The organism is Propionicimonas sp., assembly GCF_049840635.1.
Taxonomy (GTDB): Bacteria; Actinomycetota; Actinomycetes; order Propionibacteriales; family Propionibacteriaceae; genus Propionicimonas.
In genome coordinates, this window is record NZ_JASGKL010000005.1 from 235,442 (window position 1) to 253,603 (window position 18,162).

At 72.6% G+C, this 18,162-nt stretch carries 16 protein-coding genes; 5 read left to right on the forward strand and 11 right to left on the reverse strand.

The window, feature by feature from the left end; genetic code table 11:
* Positions 1-2: 2 nt before the first annotated feature.
* From QM779_RS07115 to mraZ, 4 genes are all read right to left on the reverse strand, one after another.
* The gene (locus QM779_RS07115; protein ID WP_428533660.1) at positions 3-1,949 is read right to left on the reverse strand and encodes a peptidoglycan D,D-transpeptidase FtsI family protein; all 1,947 of its coding nucleotides are present in this window, start codon (positions 1,947-1,949) and stop codon (positions 3-5) included.
* Positions 1,946-2,173 carry a hypothetical protein gene (locus QM779_RS07120; RefSeq protein ID WP_428533662.1) on the reverse strand — a complete coding sequence of 76 codons (228 nt, stop codon included), beginning with the start codon at positions 2,171-2,173 and terminating at the stop codon, positions 1,946-1,948. The genes QM779_RS07115 and QM779_RS07120 overlap by 4 nt, the downstream gene beginning before the upstream one ends.
* A 396-nt stretch (positions 2,174-2,569) precedes the next feature.
* The gene (rsmH, locus tag QM779_RS07125; protein ID WP_428533664.1) at positions 2,570-3,580 is read right to left on the reverse strand and encodes a 16S rRNA (cytosine(1402)-N(4))-methyltransferase RsmH; all 1,011 of its coding nucleotides are present in this window, start codon (positions 3,578-3,580) and stop codon (positions 2,570-2,572) included.
* 154 nt (positions 3,581-3,734) lie between these two features.
* Positions 3,735-4,163, reverse strand: a complete 429-nt coding sequence (gene mraZ, locus QM779_RS07130; RefSeq protein ID WP_428533666.1) for a division/cell wall cluster transcriptional repressor MraZ — start codon at positions 4,161-4,163, stop codon at positions 3,735-3,737.
* A 162-nt stretch (positions 4,164-4,325) separates the two neighbouring features.
* Between mraZ and QM779_RS07135 the strand changes: the two genes are divergently transcribed.
* Genes QM779_RS07135 through QM779_RS07145 form a run of 3 tightly spaced genes read left to right on the forward strand, consistent with a single transcriptional unit; the run spans position 4,326 to position 8,606 of the window.
* Complete coding sequence (locus QM779_RS07135) at positions 4,326-5,294, forward strand: AAA family ATPase (protein ID WP_428533668.1); 969 nt, start codon at positions 4,326-4,328, stop codon at positions 5,292-5,294.
* A gap of 1 nt (position 5,295) precedes the next feature.
* Positions 5,296-6,498, forward strand: a complete 1,203-nt coding sequence (locus QM779_RS07140; protein WP_428533670.1) for a DUF58 domain-containing protein — start codon at positions 5,296-5,298, stop codon at positions 6,496-6,498.
* On the forward strand, positions 6,495-8,606 hold the full coding sequence (locus QM779_RS07145) for a transglutaminaseTgpA domain-containing protein (RefSeq protein ID WP_428533672.1): 2,112 nt from the start codon (positions 6,495-6,497) through the stop codon (positions 8,604-8,606). The genes QM779_RS07140 and QM779_RS07145 overlap by 4 nt, the downstream gene beginning before the upstream one ends.
* A 4-nt stretch (positions 8,607-8,610) precedes the next feature.
* Here QM779_RS07145 and QM779_RS07150 read toward each other — a convergent pair whose 3' ends face one another.
* Together QM779_RS07150 and dinB are read right to left on the reverse strand one after the other, a co-directional pair.
* Entirely contained in the window at positions 8,611-8,982 is a 372-nt protein-coding gene (locus QM779_RS07150; RefSeq protein WP_428533674.1) for a DUF3040 domain-containing protein, read from the reverse strand.
* Positions 8,983-9,076: 94 nt separating this feature from the next.
* On the reverse strand, positions 9,077-10,261 hold the full coding sequence (gene dinB / locus QM779_RS07155) for a DNA polymerase IV (protein ID WP_428533676.1): 1,185 nt from the start codon (positions 10,259-10,261) through the stop codon (positions 9,077-9,079).
* 408 nt (positions 10,262-10,669) lie between these two features.
* Between dinB and QM779_RS07160 the strand changes: the two genes are divergently transcribed.
* Together QM779_RS07160 and QM779_RS07165 are read left to right on the forward strand one after the other, a co-directional pair.
* Complete coding sequence (locus tag QM779_RS07160) at positions 10,670-11,251, forward strand: DUF4126 domain-containing protein (RefSeq protein WP_428533678.1); 582 nt, start codon at positions 10,670-10,672, stop codon at positions 11,249-11,251.
* Positions 11,248-12,363 (forward strand): FAD-dependent oxidoreductase, encoded by a 1,116-nt coding sequence (locus QM779_RS07165; RefSeq protein ID WP_428533680.1) that lies wholly within the window; start codon positions 11,248-11,250, stop codon positions 12,361-12,363. The genes QM779_RS07160 and QM779_RS07165 overlap by 4 nt, the downstream gene beginning before the upstream one ends.
* 19 nt (positions 12,364-12,382) lie before the next feature.
* Here QM779_RS07165 and QM779_RS07170 read toward each other — a convergent pair whose 3' ends face one another.
* The 5 genes from QM779_RS07170 to QM779_RS07190 all read right to left on the reverse strand — a co-directional run bounded on the left by QM779_RS07170 (position 12,383) and on the right by QM779_RS07190 (position 18,149).
* Positions 12,383-13,228, reverse strand: coding sequence for a transglutaminase family protein (locus QM779_RS07170; RefSeq protein ID WP_428533682.1), 846 nt, complete (start codon positions 13,226-13,228; stop codon positions 12,383-12,385).
* The gene (locus tag QM779_RS07175) at positions 13,228-14,151 is read right to left on the reverse strand and encodes an alpha-E domain-containing protein (protein WP_428533684.1); all 924 of its coding nucleotides are present in this window, start codon (positions 14,149-14,151) and stop codon (positions 13,228-13,230) included. The genes QM779_RS07170 and QM779_RS07175 overlap by 1 nt, the downstream gene beginning before the upstream one ends.
* Complete coding sequence (locus QM779_RS07180) at positions 14,145-15,716, reverse strand: circularly permuted type 2 ATP-grasp protein (RefSeq protein ID WP_428533686.1); 1,572 nt, start codon at positions 15,714-15,716, stop codon at positions 14,145-14,147. The genes QM779_RS07175 and QM779_RS07180 overlap by 7 nt, the downstream gene beginning before the upstream one ends.
* Before the next feature lie 156 nt (positions 15,717-15,872).
* Positions 15,873-17,579, reverse strand: coding sequence for a DEAD/DEAH box helicase (locus QM779_RS07185; protein WP_428533688.1), 1,707 nt, complete (start codon positions 17,577-17,579; stop codon positions 15,873-15,875).
* 42 nt (positions 17,580-17,621) lie between these two features.
* Complete coding sequence (locus QM779_RS07190; RefSeq protein WP_428533690.1) at positions 17,622-18,149, reverse strand: RDD family protein; 528 nt, start codon at positions 18,147-18,149, stop codon at positions 17,622-17,624.
* Positions 18,150-18,162 lie beyond the last annotated feature (13 nt).

Sequence of the window (18,162 nt, forward strand, 5' to 3'; positions counted from 1 at the left end):
GGCTACTTTATCTTCTTGTCCGGAGACACCGGCAGGTGCGGCACCTTGCCCGTGTTCTGCGGGATGCCGTAGCGGGCCAGCGCGATCGACATCGCGTCCTGGACCGCAGGGCCGGCCACGGACACGCCCGCAGAGCCCCGCAGCGGGCTGTCGACGACCACGTAGACGAGGATCTGTGGGTCCTGCACCGGGGCGACGCTGATCGCGGAGGTGACCAGGCCACGGAAGCAGTTGCAGCTGGTGTCGAACTTCTTCGACGTGCCGGTCTTCGCCCCGACCCGGTAGCCCTCGACGTCGAAGGTGTGGCTGGTGCTGGCCTGCGCCATGGTCTCCATCATCCCGACGACGTCGTTCGCGGCCTCGGTGGACACCACCCGGTGCGGGTCCGCCGTCTTCTGCTCCTGGACGGTGCCGTCGGCCAGCGTGGTCGACTTGATCAGCTTCAGCGGGACGTACACGCCGCCGTTGGCGACCGCGCCGATCGCCGCAGCCTCCTGGAGCATGGTCACCGACACCGCGCTGCCACCGAACGCGAGACCGTCGCGCGCATAGTCCGGCATGTTCGCCGGGGGCAGGACGCCGGACGACTCACCGGGCAGCCCGAGCCCCGTCTTCGAGCCGAGGCCGAAGCTGGTGTAGTAGTCGTGCAGCGCCGCCTTGTCGGCCCTGCGGGACAGCAGGATCGTGCCAATGTTCGACGACTTCGCCAGCACCCCGCGCGTGTACAGCTTGATCTTCCCGTGCGACTCGGCGTCGGTGATGTACTGGTCGCCCGACTTCACCCGCGCCGGCACCGTGACCACGTCCGACGGGCTGGTCAGACCCATGTCGATCAGGGCGGAGAGCGTCAGCACCTTCTGCACGCTGCCGGGGGTGTACGGGTCGGTGGCGGCCCGCGCAGGCACGTTGTCCTGGTCGGCGGCACCGCCGTCGTTCGGGTCGAAGCTCGGGTACTGCGCCAGCGCCAGCACCTCGCCGGTCTTGATGTTGGTGACGATGGCGGTCGCCCGGGTGGCGTTGGTCTGCCGGACCCGATCCCCGAGGATCTGCTCGAGCTGCCACTGCATGCCCGAGTCGATGGTGAGCTGGACGGCCCTGCCGTTCACCGGCTCGACGAGCGCGCTGTCTCCGAGCGGGATCTTGCCGTTGGGCGAGGTCTCGTACGCCTCCTTGCCGTCCTTGCCGGCGAGGATCGAGTTCAGCGAGTACTCCAGCCCGGACGCGCCCGTGCCGTCGTCCTTGAGGAAGCCCAGCAGGTTCGCGGCCAGCACGCCGTTGGGGTACACGCGCGTCGGCTCGCTCGTCGAGCTCAACCCCACCAGCTTCTGCGCGCTCATCGCCGCGCTGATCTCGCGGTAGGTCTCCGCGGTCACCTTGTCCTTGATCTTCTGGACCGACTCGCCCGCACCGACCACGGTCAGCTTCGGCAGGTAGTCCTCCGCCGTGCCCCCGAGGTACTCGGCGAGGATCGCGGCGATCTTCCCCGGCGCGGCGGCGGCGGCCGCCTTGTCGGACTCGGTCATCTCCGCGCTGCCGCGTCCGTTCGTGCGGATCATCTTGTCGTCAGCCGTGATCCTGACCGTGTCCTCGGTCTGCGCGAGGACATCCCCGTTGCGGTCAGCGATGGTGCCGCGGAAGGCGGGCAGCACGTGGCTCACCGTCATCTGGTCGGCCGCTTCCGCCGCGACGTTGCTCGCGTCGATCGCCTGCACCTGGACGGCGCGGCCCGCGGCGAGGGAGAACACGATCGCCACCACGATCAGCAGCGCGCGGACCCGTCCGGTCGACCGGGCGAGAGGCAGCGTGACGCGACGTCTGCGGCCACCCTTCGCCTTCGGCGTCGCGGGGGTGGAGGCGGCGGCCTTCGCCTTCGGAGTGGTCGAGGACCCCTTCTTCCTCCCCTTCGGCGAGGGGGTGGGGGCGAAGAACCTGTCCAGCGGCTTGCTCACGGGCGCTTCTCCTTCTTCTTCGCTGCGTCCTCGGCCTTCTTCTCCGCGGCGGCCTTCTTCTCCTCCTCGGCCTTCTTCTCTGCCGCGGCCTTCTCCTTCGCGGCCTCCTCGGCTTTCTTCTTCCGCTCCTGCGCCTGGGCCTTCAGCTTGGCCAGCCGCTCCGCCTCCGCCTTGGCGAGCGCGTCGCGCTGGGCCTGCGCCTGCTCGGGCGTCAGGTAGCGCACGGACGGGATCTCTCCCCGTCACGGCCCGAGCGGTGCCGATGACGGACCCGTCGGGCACCACGAGCTGCGCGCCGTAGGGGTTCGGCTTCATGCCGAGGTTCTGGGCAGCGACAGCAAGGTTCTGCACGGAGCGGGCCTGCGCGGCCTGCGCCTCCAGCGCTGCGAGCTGGTCGGCGAGCTGCTCGGCCTGGCCCTGTCGGGCCTCGACCGTGAACGCCTGGTCCTGCAGGGCCGTGGTGAGCACGAGCAGCCCGACCATGCCGAGGGCCAGGACGAGCGCCACCACCCCGACGAAGGGCACGGTCGCCATCCGTCGTCGGGCGGGCGGGACGGGACGCAGCCGCGGCGCCCCGGTGTCGGGTGCGCCACGTTCCGGTCTGGGCGCCAGCTGTGCGGTCATGGGCGGTCCTCACGGGGTTGTGCGGGCAGGTCCGGTGGAGGAGAACTCTGGTTGCGGCTGATCACGCGCAGTCGCGCCGAGGCGGACCTCGGATTGGCCGCGACCTCTGCGGCGTCGGGACGTTCGGCGCCGCGGGTGAGCAGGGAGAACTGGGCGCGGTAGGCGTCCGGCACGGCGGGTACGCCGACGGGCACGTGGTCGGTGGACGCGGCGGCGAAGGCCTGCTTGACCAGCCGGTCCTCCCCGGAGTGGTACGCCAGCACTGCCAGCCTGCCGCCGGAGGCGAGCGCGTCGAGGGCAGCAGGAAGGACGCCGCTCAGTGACTCCAGCTCCTCGTTCACGACGATCCGGAGGGCCTGGAACGTGCGCTTGGCCGGGTGGCCGCCGGTGTTGCGCACGGCGGCGGGCAGCGCGTCCGCGATCACCTGCACGAGCCGGGCCGAGGTCGTGAACGGCTCCTGCGCGCGGGCCGCGACGATGCGGTCGGCGATCCGGCGGGCGTTCCGCTCCTCGCCGTACGTCCTGAGCACGCGGGCGATCTCCGCGGCTGACCAGCTGTTCACGATGGTCGCTGCGGTGAGGCCGGCGCCCGGATCCATCCGCATGTCCAGGGGCGCGTCCACCGCGTAGGCGAAGCCGCGCTCGCGCTCGTCGATCTGGAGGGAGGACAGGCCGAGGTCGAGGCAGATCGCCTGCACGGACCGCAGTCCCGCCTCGGCGAGGACCTCCGGGAGCTCGTGGTAGATGGCGTGGAACAGCCGCACGCGGTCGCCGAACCGGGCCAGGCGCTCGCCCGCGATCGCCAGGGCCGCCGGATCTCGGTCGATCCCGACCAGCTGCGCGTTCGGGCAGGCATCCAGGACCAGCGCGGCGTGGCCGCCGAGCCCGAGTGTGCCGTCGACGTAGGTGGAGCCGGGGGCGGCCAGCGCCGGGGTGAGCAACTCGACGATGCGCCCCGCCAGCACGGGCACGTGGGTGGCCCCGGTGCTCCTGCCCGCAGATCCCATGCTCGACCCTCGTCCGCCCGTCATCCCTTGAACCGTGCGGCTCGTGCGCCGTGGTCCCCGTCCGCGTTGCTCGGTTCCTGGCACCGGGGAAGGTGCGCCAGGGACCGGCGACGCGGACGGGAGCCGCAACCGCACGAGCCGGTGCCGGGAGCGTTCAGCCCACGGCGGGTGTTCCCTCGTCGAGGCCCGCGAAGGCCTCCTCCTGCGCTGCCTGGTAGTCCGCCCAGGTGGTCGCGTCCCACACCTCGAGGCGGTTGAAGGCCCCGATCACGACGATCTCCTTGCCGAGGCCCGCGTAGGCCCTCAGCGGCGGCGGGACGGTGACCCGTCCCTGGCTGTCCGGCAGTTCGTCCGAGGCGCCCGAGGCCACCATGCGCTGGTAGTCCCGCACCCCGCGGACCGTGGTGGGACCACTCGCGCTCTTCGCCACCTCGGCCATGAAGGCCTCGGTCGGCCAGACGGCAAGGCACCGCTCCTGCGCGCGGGTGATGACGAGTCCTCCGGCCAGCTGCTCGCGGAACTTCGCGGGCAGGAAGAACCGGCCTTTCTCGTCGAGCTTGGGGGTGTAGGTGCCCAGGAACACGGGTCCACTCCCCTTTCACTCTCCTCCACTTGGCGCCACAGTACTCCACTTTCCTCCACTGAACACCCCTTCGGCGGGTTTTCGCGGCCCCCGGGGATGAGCGCACCGCTCCCGCGCCGCGACCGTGCCACCTAGAGTGGGCGGCACGGAGGGGAGGACAGCGTGGACGCCGACCGGGAGCGGGAGATCGCCGACGTGCTCGCACTGGCGCAGGCGGTCCGGGGGGCCGTCGCGACCGTGATCGAAGGCAAGGCGGAGGCGGTGGACCTGGCGATCACCGCCGTCCTCGCGGAGGGCCACCTCCTGATCGAGGACGTGCCGGGCGTCGGCAAGACGATGCTGGCCAAGTCGCTGGCCAGGGCCATCGACTGCACGGTGCGCCGCGTCCAGTTCACCCCGGACCTGCTGCCCAGCGACATCACCGGCGTCTCGGTCTACAACCAGGCCTCGGGCTCGTTCGACTTCAAGCCGGGCGGGATCTTCGCGAACCTCGTCATCGGCGACGAGATCAACAGGGCCTCCCCGAAGACGCAGTCGGCGCTGCTGGAGGCCATGGAGGAACGCAGGGTGTCCGTCGACGGCACCTCCCACGACCTGCCGCGGCCGTTCCTGGTGATCGCGACGCAGAACCCGATCGAGATGGAGGGCACCTACCCCCTTCCGGAGGCCCAGCGGGACCGGTTCCTGCTGCGGATCTCGATGGGCTACCCGAGCGCGGACGCCGAGGTCGCGATGCTCGACCACCACGGGGAGGGCGACCCGCTCGAGCCGCTGCAGCCGGCCACGGACGCCGAGGCGGTGATGCGGGCGGTCGCGTCCGTCCGGAAGGTCTTCGTACACCCGGCCGTCAAGCAGTACCTGGTCGCGATCCTCGACCAGACCCGCACGCTCCCCCAGGCCCGGCTCGGCGCGTCGCCGCGCGCCGGCCTCCAGTTGCTCCGCGCCGCCAAGGCCAGGGCGGCGATGGACGGACGCCCCTACGTGATCCCCGACGACGTCGCCGACCTCGCCGTCCCCACGCTCGCCCACCGCGTGCTGCTGAACACGCCGTCGGTGCTCTCCGGGCACAGCCCCGCGGACCTGGTCCGCTCCGCCGTCCGGGCCGTGCCCGTCCCGACGGGTCGCCACTGACATGAACCTGACCGCCCGCGGTTGGACCGTCCTGGGCGGCGGGGTCGCGTGGTGCGTGGCGGCGCTCGCGATCGGCCAGCGCGACCTCTGGTGGCCGGGGCTGTTCCTCGTCCTGCTGCCCCTGGCCAGCCGGCTCCTCCTCGTGCCCGGTTCCGGAGGGCTCACCGTCACCCGCCGACTGGGACCCGACCGGGTGAGCGTGGGCGAGCCCGTGCGCGTCCACCTGGTCCTCGACCCGAGCGGCATCAGCGTGGGCGGCGTCGCCCGGGTGCGCGACCGGCTGCCGGAGGCGCTCGGGCAGGCCCGCTGGTTCGGCAGCGCGATGGGCCTGGGCCTGTGGCAGCAGTCGATCACCTACGAGGTGCGGCCCCGGTGGCGCGGCCGGCACCGGATCGGCCCCCTCGACCGGACGGTGGCCGACGGCCTCGGCCTCGCCCGCTCGACGCACACGATCCCCGGCCAGTCCGAACTGCTGGTCACGCCGAGGGTGGAACCACTGGCCAACCTGCGCGGCGCGTCGGGGGTGGGGCTGGCGACCGACACCAGCCTGCTCCGGACGGGCCTGGGCAGCGCGGACGACGTCCTGGTCCGCGAGTACCAGCAGGGCGACGACGTCCGGCGGATCCACTGGCGCTCGACCGCCCACGCCGGGCAGCTCATGGTGCGGCGCGAGGAGCGCTCGTGGGACCCGAGCGCGACCATCGTGATCGACAACCGGTCGCGGGGCTACTCCACCCGCGTCCACGACGACCGGCTGGAGTGGGCGGTGTCCGCGGCGGCGTCCATCGCGATCCACCTCCTGGCCGACGGCTTCGACCTGAGCCTCGTTGGCGCGGACGGCCACCTCGTCGCGCCCCACCGGGTGGGCACGGGCAGGGAGTCGATGGTGCTCGAGCACCTGGCCGACCTCGCCCCGGACCGCGCGCACACCCTCAGGGACGCGCTGGCCGCGACCAACCGGGGCGCGGAGGGCCAGCTGCTGGTGGCGCTCCTCAGCCGTGTCGATGCCGCGGACGCCAGCGCGCTCGCCGAGGCGGCCCGCGCCGGCCGGACCTGCTGGGCCGTGCTGCTGGCGAGTTCCGCCCAGCTCGACGCCGCCCAGGCAGCGACCGTCCGCGAAGCCGGCTGGGCCTGCGTCGTCGCCGGGCCCGGCACACCGGTCGCGGACGCCTGGCGACAGCTCGGCAGGGAGGGCACCCGGTGACCGGCAGCGACCGGCGCAGCATTGCGTCCGCCCTCGCGGCGCTCACCGCCGGCGCCCCGCTCACGCCCCTGACCCAGGACCGCAGCTACCTGGTCCTCGCCGGGCTGCTGATCGGGCTGAGCTGTGCCCTCGGGATCGGGGTGCGCCGACTGCACGCGGGAGAGCCGCTCGTCCGGATCGCGCAGCTCCTCCCCGCGGTGGTCGTGCCGGTCCTGATCCCTGCGGTGCTCGACCCGCTGGGGCTGTTCGAACAGACCTACTCGTTCATCCAGACCGCCTTCGCACCGATGCCGTACGACGCCGGCTTCGCCGTCTTCTGTGCGGTGCTCCTGTGGGCGGTCTACCTCCTGTGCGAGACGCTGGCGATCGGCCTGGCTGCCCCCGCGTGGACGTTCCCCGTCCTGCTGCTGCCCTACCTCGTCCCCACGTTGGCGATCTACTCCGAGACCAGCCCGTTCCTGTTCGTCCTCCCCGCGGCCGGCTACGCCCTGGTCCTGGCGACGGCGACGGCGACCTCCGCCGGCGCGGATGGCGGCAACGACGTGGACACCGTGGCCGGCTGGCGCCGCGGAGTGGCCACCACGGCGACCCTGTCCACGGTGCTCGCACTCGTCGGCACCGTGGTCGTGTCGCTGCCGATCCCGGAGCGCTCGGCGGGCGCCCAGTCCTCCGGCGGCCAGGGCTCCGTCCAGCTCGGCGACCCGAGCCTCGACCTGATCCGGAATGTGAACTCCAACAGCGACCAGGTGGTGATCACCTACCGCACGAGCGACGGGGACGGCGAGTACCTGCGCCTCGCCGCGCTGCCGGCCTTCGACGACCGCGGCTTCCACCTGACCGCCACCGACCTGGTCCCCCTCTCCGCCGACAGGGACGGCCCCGCCGCGTCCACCTCGACGGAGGAGACGTCCATCACCGTGGGGAACCTCGCCAGCGAGTACCTGCCCACGCCGTGGTACCCGCTGACGGCCGACGTGGACCCGGACGTCTGGCGCTACGACCCGAAGACGCTCGCCGTGGTCGCGGTCGGCACCGGACGCACCTCGGCCACCCGCGGGCTGAGCTACGAGACGACGTCCGCGCGCCTGCCTGCGGCGAGCGCACTGCTGCCCGACCTGACCCTGGCCGGCGACCCCGCGGACGGCGGCCTCACCCTGCAGTTGCCGGACAGCCTGTCCGACGAGGTCCGGCAGCTCGCCGAGCAGGTCACCGCCGGTCGCAACGGCGCGGGGAGGAAGGCGCTCGCACTCGCCGAGTTCCTCCGCTCGGACGCGTTCACCTACAGCACGGCCGTCACGCCCGGGACGACCCTCAGCACCCTCGACGACTTCCTCCTCGGCAGCCGGATCGGCTACTGCGAGCAGTTCGCCGGCGCGCTCGCCGTGATGGCCCGCGTCGTCGGGATCCCCTCCCGGGTCGTCGTGGGCTTCCTCCCCGGCCGCAAGGTGGGCGCGAACTGGCAGGTCACCCCGCGCAACATGCACGCGTGGACCGAGCTGTACTTCGGGGGCGACGTGGGCTGGGTGCCCGTGGACGCGACCCCGTCGGGCGCGGTGGGGAACGCGGGCCCCTCCGCCTCCCCGAGCGCAACCCCGACGACCGCCAGCGCCCGGCCGAGCGTTGCGCCCACCACGGCGACGCCGTCCGTGGCGCCCGTCACCCCGACCGGCCCGGGATCCGCGCCGGGCAACCCGCTGCCGTGGCTGATCGGCGTTCTCGTGGCCGGCGCGGCGGTGGCCGCGGGCCCGCGACTGGTCCGCGCGGTGCAGCGCCAGGTCCGGCTGGCCGGCTCCGCCGATCCGCGGCGCGCGGCCGAGTACGCGTGGGCGGAGGTGCGAGCGGTGGCGAGGGACGCCGGCCAGGACTGGCCGGAGGGGACGACCCGTCAGGTCGCCGCAGACATCGGTCCTGCGCTGGACGTGGACGGAAGGGACGCGCTGTCCAGCCTCGCCCTGGACGTCGAGCGGGTGCGGTACGCCGAGACCCCGGGGCATCCCCGGGCGCTGCGCGAGCGGGTGGAGAGGATCACGGCGGCAATGCAGAGGCGGTGGGCACCGCCCACCGCCCGGGTGTGGTGGCCGCGATCGTTGCGGCCGTCGAGATCGTGAGGGGTCAGGCCCCGCCGTCGTCCTGACCGTGCCGCCAGCGGTCCTCCATCCGGCCCATGAACTCGGAGGCCCCGCCGGCCTTGCCGCCCGACCCGGACGCGTCCCCTGCGAGGCCCGACTGCTGCCAGGCCGTCACGCCGAGCACCGAGGAGGCGAGCATCACCACGAAGCCGAACACGCTGAGCACGGGATGCACCTGCATGCCGCCGATCAGGCAGGAGACACCGACCACGAACCCGAAGCCCGCGAGCACCGCGCGCCGACGCTGCCACCGGTGGGAGGTGCCCCGCAGGGCGTTGGCGAGCTTGGGATCCTCGGCCGCCAGCGCGGCCTCCATCTGGTCGAGGAGTCGCTGCTCCTCTTCCGAGAGTGCCATGGCCGCCTCCCCTGTTCGGACTGTCCGTGCGGACACGGCCAGTTTAGGCGCGCAGGTGGGTTTTCGGAACTGTCGGTGCTCGTCAGGGCCGCCGTCACGGCCGCTCGCGCCTCGTCAGCACCGCCCTGCGCACCGCGGTCGGCCCGAACCGCCGGATCACGTTGTCAGCGGCACGTTCGGCGTCCCGCCAGCCGCGGTCGGGGGCGTCAAGGGTCGGCTGTAGGGAGACGGCGCCGATGTCGGCCAGCCCTGTCACCCGGATTCCGACCCGACGGACCGGGCTGCGGGGCGTCCGCAGTATTGCGTAAAGGTGGCGGGCGACGTCGTAGACCTCGTCGGTCAGGTCGGTCGGCGCGGGCAGTGTCAGCGCCTTCGACACCGTCCGGAAGTCCGCGTACCGCAGCGTGAGCGTGACCGTCCGTCCGAGTACCCCGGCGGCGCGCATGCGGGACGTGACCTTGACCACGACCCGGAGCAGTTCGGCGTGGACGCGCTCGTCGTCGAGGAGGTCGCGGCCGAAGGTCTCCTGGCAGCCGACCCCGCGTTCGCCGGGACGGGCGACCACCCTGCTGTGGTCGCGCCCCCAGGCCAGGTCGTGCAGGAGTGCGCCGGCCCGGAGCCCGAACGCGGCCTGCACGGCACTGCGCGGGAGCGCGGCCAGGTCACCCACGGTCACCACCCCCAGTGGTCCGAGCCGGGCCCCCGTGCTCTCACCGACCCCGACCAGGTTCCCCACCGGCTGCGGGTGCAGGAACGCGACCACATCGGCAGGGGCGACCTCGCGCAGCCCGTCCGGCTTGGCCGCGTTGCAGGCCATCTTGGCGACGAGCTTGTTCGGCCCGATCCCGACCGAGCAGCAGATGCCCTGCTCGTCGTGGACGATCGCACGGATCCGCTCCCCCAGGAGCGCGGCGGGGCCGACGGTCCGCTCCGAGCCCGTGAGGTCGAGGTACGCCTCGTCGATCGATGCGCTCTCGACCTTGGCCGTGAACGTCTCGAGCACGGCGACGATCCCCGCGCTGACCTCGGTGTAGGCGTCGAAGTCCGGTGGCGCGCACACGGCGTGGGGGCACAGCCTGCGCGCCCTGGTCGAGGACATGCCGCCGCGGACGCCGAACGCACGGGCGGGATAGTTCGCCGACAGCACCACCCCGCGGTGCGCGCCGCCGACCCACATCGGCACGTCACGCCACTCCGGATGACGCCGCAACTCCACGGAGGCGTAGAAGGCGTCCATGTCCACACACATGACCACCCGTGGCACCTCGTCACCACCCATGTCGGCCGCCCTCCTGCGGTACCCCGGGAATGCCCGGCCCCGGCGTGGACGCGGCCCGCACGACGTGGGAAGCGGGGGTCGAGTCCACTCCCACGACGGCGGGGACGTCGGCGCCGGGGCCGTTCCGGGACGGTCGCCCGTCTCCCGGTGCGCGGGCTTCCCCTGCCCGCGTTATCGAACGTTCGTTCGAATGAGCACCATGATAACCACCCGCTCTGACAATGCGTCAAGGGCCCGCCACCCGACATCGCCGAGAGCCACCCTTCCCGTCGACAGCCCTCGTCCAGGCACGGGCTCTCGACGGCAACCCTGGCGCTCGGTACCCAACGGTGGCCCTCAGCGTCGTGACGGGTGCCCGTCACGGCGCTGGTCCCCCGGCGGCGCGGTGCCCGCGACTACGATTCCGGCATGGACGTGGTGGCCATGACCTTTGCCAGCGGGTGGGCGAGTGGCCTCAACGCGTACGCGACCGTCTTCCTGCTCGGGCTGATCGGCAGGCTCGGCGGGGTGGCGGGGATCCCCGAGGGCTTCCAGCGGACCGACGTCCTGGTGATCATGGGCGTCCTGGCCGTCGTCGAGTTCTTCGCGGACAAGATCCCCTACCTCGACTCGATCTGGGACGCGGTGTCCACCTTCATCCGGCCCGTCGCCGGCGCGCTGATCGGCGCCCTGCTGGCCGGGGCGAACGGCGACCTGCTGCCGGTCACGATGGGCGCCCTCGGCGGCGTCACCGCGCTGGTCAGCCACACCGCGCGCGCCGGCGTCCGGCTGGCCGTGAACACCTCGCCCGAGCCGATCAGCAACATCGGGGCGTCGCTGGTCGGCGACGCCGCACTGATCACCGTGCTCTCGCTCGCGATCGCCTACCCCGTCCAGGCCGCGCTCCTCGCCGCCCTCCTGCTCGCAGGGACGATCGCGCTCGCCATCCTCCTCCTTGCCCAGATCCGCAAGGGCGTCGCCGCGCTCCGGGCCTGGCTGGCCACCCATTGATCGTCGTCGTCGGTGCGGGTCTCGCCGGGCTCGCGGCTGCGGCCCGCCTCGCCAGGGCCGGCCACGAGGTCGTCGTGTGTGACAACGCCCCGGTTCCGGGCACGGGCATCGGTGTCGCCACCGAGCCCGGCGGCACCGTCCTCACCCTCCCCGCGGCGTGGCGCGACCTGTTCCGGAAGACCGGCCGCAGCCTCGACGCCGAACTGGGCAGGGCCGGGCTCGAGCTGGTACCCGCTCCCCCGCGGTCGTTCACTCTGTCCGACGGTTCGGCGCTCGCCCTGCCCACCGACAGGGGCGCGCAGTGGGCGGTGCTCGCCCCCCGCTTCGGCCAGGACACCGCCGCGGCGTGGCGCGACCTGCTCGACGAGCTCGACGGGACGTGGCAGGTGCTGCGCAGGCTCGGCCTCGAGGCCGAGTTCGACGGCCGGCTGACGGCCGCCGACCGGGCGGTGCTGGCGCCCCGGACGAGCATCGCCCGGCTCGCCGGACGGGTCCCTCCGCTGGCCGACCTCGTGCTCGAGGTGGCCGCACGGCTGGGCCAGGACCCGGCCCGGCTGCCCGGCTGGCACGCGACCCGGCTGTCGGTCGAGCGCGTCTTCGGCCGCTGGCAGCTGGTCGACACCCGGGGGGTCCCGCAGCCGGCGGCCGCCCTGGTCGGCCTGCTCGTCGAGCGCCTCGGGGCGCGGGGTGCGGAGGTGCGCAGCGGCGTCGAGGTGCTCTCGATCCGGGTCGACCCCCACGGTGGCCACCGCCTGACCACGACGGCCGGGGACCTGGTCGCCGAGACCGTGGTCAGCGCGGTCGACCCGTTCACCCACGCCGACCTGACCCGCGAGCGGCCCGACCTGCGCACGGCCCAACGACTCCAGCGGGCACCGGGCGGCGGGCCCCTGTGGACGTCGTGGCGCACGCTGCTCGACCTGCCGCGGCTGCAGCCCGCGAAACCGGGAGTGATCGTCGCTTCGGCGTGGTCACCGGGCGGGACCGACGCCTGGGCACAGCTGCTGACCGGGGCGCTGGCCGCCTACCGCGTCCACGCCGAACTGACCGGCGAGGACATGCGTCCCACCAACAAGGAGTACCGGCCGGGGCCGCTCCCCCGGCGCCGCTGACGGCAGCGGCGCGACGGCGTCAGGCGAGGACGGTGATCTCCACCTCGACGAACAGGTCGGAGGACTGCGAACCGGAGTACACGCCCTTGAGCGGGGTGACGTCGAAGTAGTCCCTGCCGACCCCGACCTCGACGTGGAAGTCGCCCGGTGCGGTGTCATTCGTCGGGTCGAGGCCGACCCACGCCCCGTCCCAGTACTGCAACCAGGCGTGGGACTCCCCCGTCCGCGCCTCACCGACGACCGGGGCGGCGTTCGGCATCACGTAGCCGGAGACGTAGCGGGTCGGGATCCCGACGCCACGCAAGGCGCCGAGGGCGAGGTGGACGAGGTCCTGGCAGACGCCGGCCCGCGCCTCCCAGACGGCGGTGGCCGTCGTACTCACCTCTGTCGACCCGGGCACGTAGGCGACCCGGTCGCGGATCCGCTCGATGATCTCCCGGACGGCCTCGACCGGCCGGTCGGCGGACTTCGCGGCCTCCGCGGCGAACCGGCGCAGCTCCGCCGGCGGCTCGACGTGCTCGGACGGGGCGAGGAACTCCACCTGCTGGTCGCACAGCGCCGGGTCGGCCAGGGCCTCCCAGCTCACCCCCGGTCCGACGGCGAGCCGGTCGCCGACATCGACGGTGGACGTCGCCACGACGTCCATCCTGCTGTGCGGCTCGGCGATCTCGAACGCGGTGACCGGGGTACCCCAGTAGTCGACGAAGGAGTGCGACCACGCCATCGGCGAGATGTCCAGGCGGGTGGCCAGCACGTACTGCTCCCTGGTCGCGCGCGGGGTCATCCGCACCTCGTTGTGGGAGGCACTGACCATGCCGTCGTACCGGTAGCCGGTGTGGTGGACGATCCGCAGTTGCCGTCCCATCAGATGCCTCCGCTCCAGGTGGCGGCGGTCGCGCCGCTGAAGTACCGCTGCGTGACCGTCTCGCTGACCTGGTTGCAGATCCGCTGCAGGTCGGTCATCCGGTGCGGCAGGTCCTCGAGGATGCGGCCCGGCGCCCGGTACTCCAGCGCCGCGCGCGCGGTGCCGAGCAGGCGGCGCGCCTCGTCGTCGAAGCCCACCCTGCGGCCGCCGGCGAAGTCCAGGTCGGCGAGCGCGGCCTCCGCCGCGGCGAGGTTGTGCACGACAGAGCGCGGGAACAGCCGGTCGAGCAGCAGGAACTCCGCCGCGTCCTTGTCGGTCGTCACGCCCCCGTAGGTGCGGACGAAGGCGTGGTGGGCGCCGCAGCCACGCAGCACGTTGCTCCACGCGCTCTGGCCGCCGGTCACGTGGGCGTTGGAGATCAGCCGCGCGGTCATGTCGACCCGCTCCAGGCTGCGGCCCAGGGTCAGGAAGTGCCAGCCCTCGTCGTGGCTCATCGTCTGGTCGGCGGTGCCGGAGATGACCGCGCACCGCTCTCGGACGAGCCGGAACGCCGAGGCGGGACGCATCCGCTGCAACCGGCCGCCCTTCACCGAATTCCAGGTGGTGTTGATGGCCTCCCACATCTCGATCGAGACGGTCTCGCGCGCCCTCCGGGCCGCCTCGCGGGCGCCACCGAGCGCCGCGGCCACCGAACACGCCGACAGCGGGTCGTAGCAGAGCACCCGGAACACCTCGTTCGTGTCGGCGGTCTCCCCCTCCGGGGCGCCCATCACGGCGAGCAGGTTCAGGGCGGCGTCGTCCTGGTCAACGGTCGGGTCGTCGAGCAGCAGCTGCAGGTGCACCTCGACGATCCGGGTGGTGTCCTCGGCCCGCTCCAGGTAGCGACCGATCCAGAACAGGGACTCGGCGATCCGGCTCAGCACGCCGCACCGCCGATCCTCGCCTGCTGCTGTTGCTGGGCCTGCTGCTGCTGCACCTTCTCCTCGCCGAGGTCGGCCTGCGGGACGCTGGAGACGGCCTCGCGCGGACGCCGCCGGCGCCGCGTCCCGCGGACGCCGTCCCGGGCCAGCACCCAGGTGTCCTTGGACCCGCCGCCCTGGCTGGAGTTCACGATCAGCTCGCCCTCGGGCAGGGCGACCCGGGTCAGCCCGCCCGGCAGCACGTAGACGTCGTCACCGGAGTTGACGGCGAACGGGCGCAGGTCGACGTGGCGGGGCGCCATCTTCCCCTCGATCATCGTCGGCACCGTGGACAGCTGCACCACCGGCTGGGCGATCCAGCCGCGCGGGTCCTTCAGGATCCGGGCGCGCAGGGCGTCCAGCTGCCGGGCGTTGGCCCTCGGGCCGATCACGATCCCCTTGCCGCCCGACCCGTCCACGGGCTTGAGGACGAGCTCGGCGAGCCGGTCCATCACCTCCTCGCGGTGCGACGGCTCCTCCATCCGCCAGGTGTCGACGCTGGCGAGCTTCGGCTCCTCGTGGAGGTAGTAGCGGATCAGGTCCGGGATGTAGGTGTAGACGAGCTTGTCGTCTGCCACCCCGTTGCCGATCGCGTTGGCGATCGTCACATTGCCCGCCCGCGCCGCGGTGACCAGGCCCGCGCAGCCGAGCATCGAGTCCGACTTGAACTGGGCCGGGTCGAGGAACTCGTCGTCGACGCGGCGGTAGATCACGTGGACGGGCTTGAGGCCCTGGGTGGTGCGGATCGAGACGCGTCCGTTGTGGCAGACGAGGTCGCGGCCCTCGACCAGCTCGACGCCCATCATCCGGGCCAGCAGCGCATGCTCGAAGTACGCGGAGTTGTACACGCCGGGGGTGAGCACGACGACGGTCGGGTCGCTGACGCCGCTCGGCGCGGCCGCCCGCAGCGCGGCCAGCAGGTGCAGGGGGTAGCCCTCCACCGGGCGGATCCGGTGCCGCGAGGTCACCTCGGGCAGCGCGGAGAACATCGCCCTGCGGTTGGTCATGACGTACGACACCCCGGACGGCACCCGGACGTTGTCCTCGAGCACGCGGAAGCGTCCGACCTCGTCGCGGACGAGGTCGATGCCGGCCACGTGGCACCGGACCCCGTTGGGCATCCGCACGCCGGCCATCACCCGGTGGTAGTGCGGCGAGGTGACCACGACGCGGCGCGGGATCACCCGGTCCCGGAACACCCTGCCCTCGCCGTAGACGTCGGAGAGGAACGCCTCGAGGGCTCGGACGCGCTGCGCGACGCCCTCCTCCACCTCGGCCCACTCGTCGGCCAGCAGCACGCGGGGGACGATGTCGAGGGGGAACGGACGCTCCTCGCCACCGATGTCGAAGGTGACGCCCTGGTCCAGATAGGTCGACTTGAGGTACTCGGCACGGGCGCGGACCTCGTCGGAGTCCAGCTTCGCCAGCTGCCGGAGCACCGATCCGTAGGCCACCCGCACGCCCTCGGCACCCACCACCTCGTCGAAGGCCTTCGGGGTGCCGGCGTAATCGCGAAACAGCAGGCTCACGATGGTCAGGTTAGGCGGGGCGTGTAACGGGCGGAATCCCCCTGTGTTTCAGGGCCGTGTCGAAACCGCCCCACGACCACCCGATCACAGCCCGGCACGATGGGGACGGTTCCGATCGTGCCGTCGTTGTCGAACCACGTCGCGAAGACCGACCGGTCAGCTGCGCCGGCGCGGCTTCTTGCCGCCGCGGTCGGCCCCCACCCGGGACAGCTCGATCAGCTTCCCCGAGATCCGGGTGTCGGCCAGCGCGTCCCAGGCGCCCGGGGGCAGTTGCGCGGGCAGCTCGACCAGCGAGTGGTCGATCCGGATGTCGATGTGCCCGAAGTCGTCCCTGCCCAGACCACCCTCGTTCGCGAGCGCGCCCACGATCTGGCGGGGCTGCACGCGGTGCCGACGTCCCACGTTGATCCGGTAGGTGGCGAAGTCGCGGGGGCCGCGCGGCCGGGGCTCGCGCTCGCGACGGTCGCCGCGCTCCCCGCGGTCGGCCCTCGCACCCCTGGCGTCGCGGTCGTCGGCGGGCGCCTCCGCGCTCTCCTCCAGCAGCAGCGGCACGTCGCCCTGCAGGACGACGGCGAGCGCGGCGGCCACGTCCAGCTCCGGCACGTCGTGCTCACGCACGTAGTGGGTGACGACGTCCCGGAAGAAGTCGACCGTCTCCGACTCCAGCGCCGCGGTGATCGCGTCGTCGAACTTGCCCAGGCGGGTGCTGTTCACGTCGTCGATGGTCGGCAGCGGCATCGGGGAGACCTCCTGCCGGGTCGCCTTCTCGATGGCGTGCAGCAGCCGGAACTCCTTGGGCGTGACGAACGAGATCGCGTCCCCGGACCGGCCGGCCCGCCCGGTGCGTCCGATCCGGTGCACGTAGGACTCGGTGTCGGTGGGGATGTCGTAGTTCACGACGTGGCTGATCCGGTCGACGTCGAGGCCGCGTGCGGCCACGTCCGTGGCGACGAGGATGTCGAGGCGGCCGTCCTTGAGCTGGTTGATCGTCCGCTCGCGCTGGGCCTGGGCGACGTCACCGTTGAGCGCGACGGCGGAGAACCCGCGCGCCCGCAGCCGCTCGGCGAGCTGCTCGGTCTCCTGCTTGGTGCGGGCGAAGATGATCATCGCCTCGAAGTTCTCGGTCTCGAGGATGCGGGTGAGGGCGTCCAGCTTCTTCGAGTGCGGCACCTTCAGGTAGCGCTGCCTGGTGGTGACGACGGTCGTGGTGGAGGTCTTGATGTGCACCTCCACCGGCTCGGTGAGGTACTTCTTGGCGATCTTGCGGATCGGCGCGGGCATGGTCGCGGAGAAGAGCGCCACCTGCTTGTCGCCGGGGGTGTCGGCCAGGATGGTCTCGACGTCCTCCGCGAAGCCCATCTTCAGCATCTCGTCGGCCTCGTCGAGGACGAGGAACCGCAGCCGGGTCAGGTCGAGGGTGCCCTTCTCCAGGTGGTCGATCACGCGTCCGGGCGTCCCCACCACGACCTGGACGCCACGACGCAGCGCGCTCAGCTGCACGCCGTACCCCTGGCCGCCGTACACCGGCAGCACGTGCACGCCGGGCAGGTGGGTGCTGTAGCTGGCGAACGCCTCGCAGACCTGCAGGGCCAGCTCGCGGGTGGGGCACAGGACCAGCGCCTCGGGCTGCTTCTGGGCGTGGGTGAGGCCGTTCAGGACGGGGAGCGCGAAGGCCGCCGTCTTGCCGGTGCCGGTCTGCGCGCGGCCGACCACGTCGTAGCCGGCGAGCAGGGGCGGAATCGTTGCGGCCTGGATCGCGGTCGGCGTCTCGTACCCGAGTTCGCGCACCGCGCGGAGCAGACGGGGGTCGAGGCCGAGGTCGTCGAAGCGCGGCGGGACGGGGTCGAGGGAAGGCTCACTCACCGGTGGAGTCTACAGGTGCGGCGCGGGGACGGCCGCGTGGCCTCAGTCGGCGGCGAACCGGCGGCCCGGCTCGGTGCTGATCACCATCGTGCCGGCGAGGTGGTCGTAGACCGTGCGTCCGTCGCCCCGGATGAGGGAGACGACGTAGCCGGCAGCCACAGCGACGCCGAGGACGAGCCCCGCCCAGGCCGCCGGTCCCCCGCCGATGGCGGCGGAGACGACGGCGAGGTGGAGCAGCGTCCACGGCAGGCCGAGCTTGAGCAGGTTGCGGACGAAGGAGCGTCCCCACCCGACCCGCTCGCCGCCGGGGTCGTGGCGGACACGCAGCCCGAACTTCAGCTTCCCCGGGGTGGCCTCGTAGCGTCCTGCCTCGAGCGCGGTGAGGCCGACCGTCACCGGAAGCACCACTGCGGCGATACCGACCACGTTCACCCCGAGCAGACCGATGCCGCCCAGGCTCCCCGCCGCGGCGAGGGAGAGGATGACCGCCCCGGCCAGTAGTGCCCACGCCAGCATCAGGCCGAGGTCGATCAGGCCGGCGAGGAGCCGCCGCTTCGCTGTGCTGGTCACCGGAAGAGGGTAC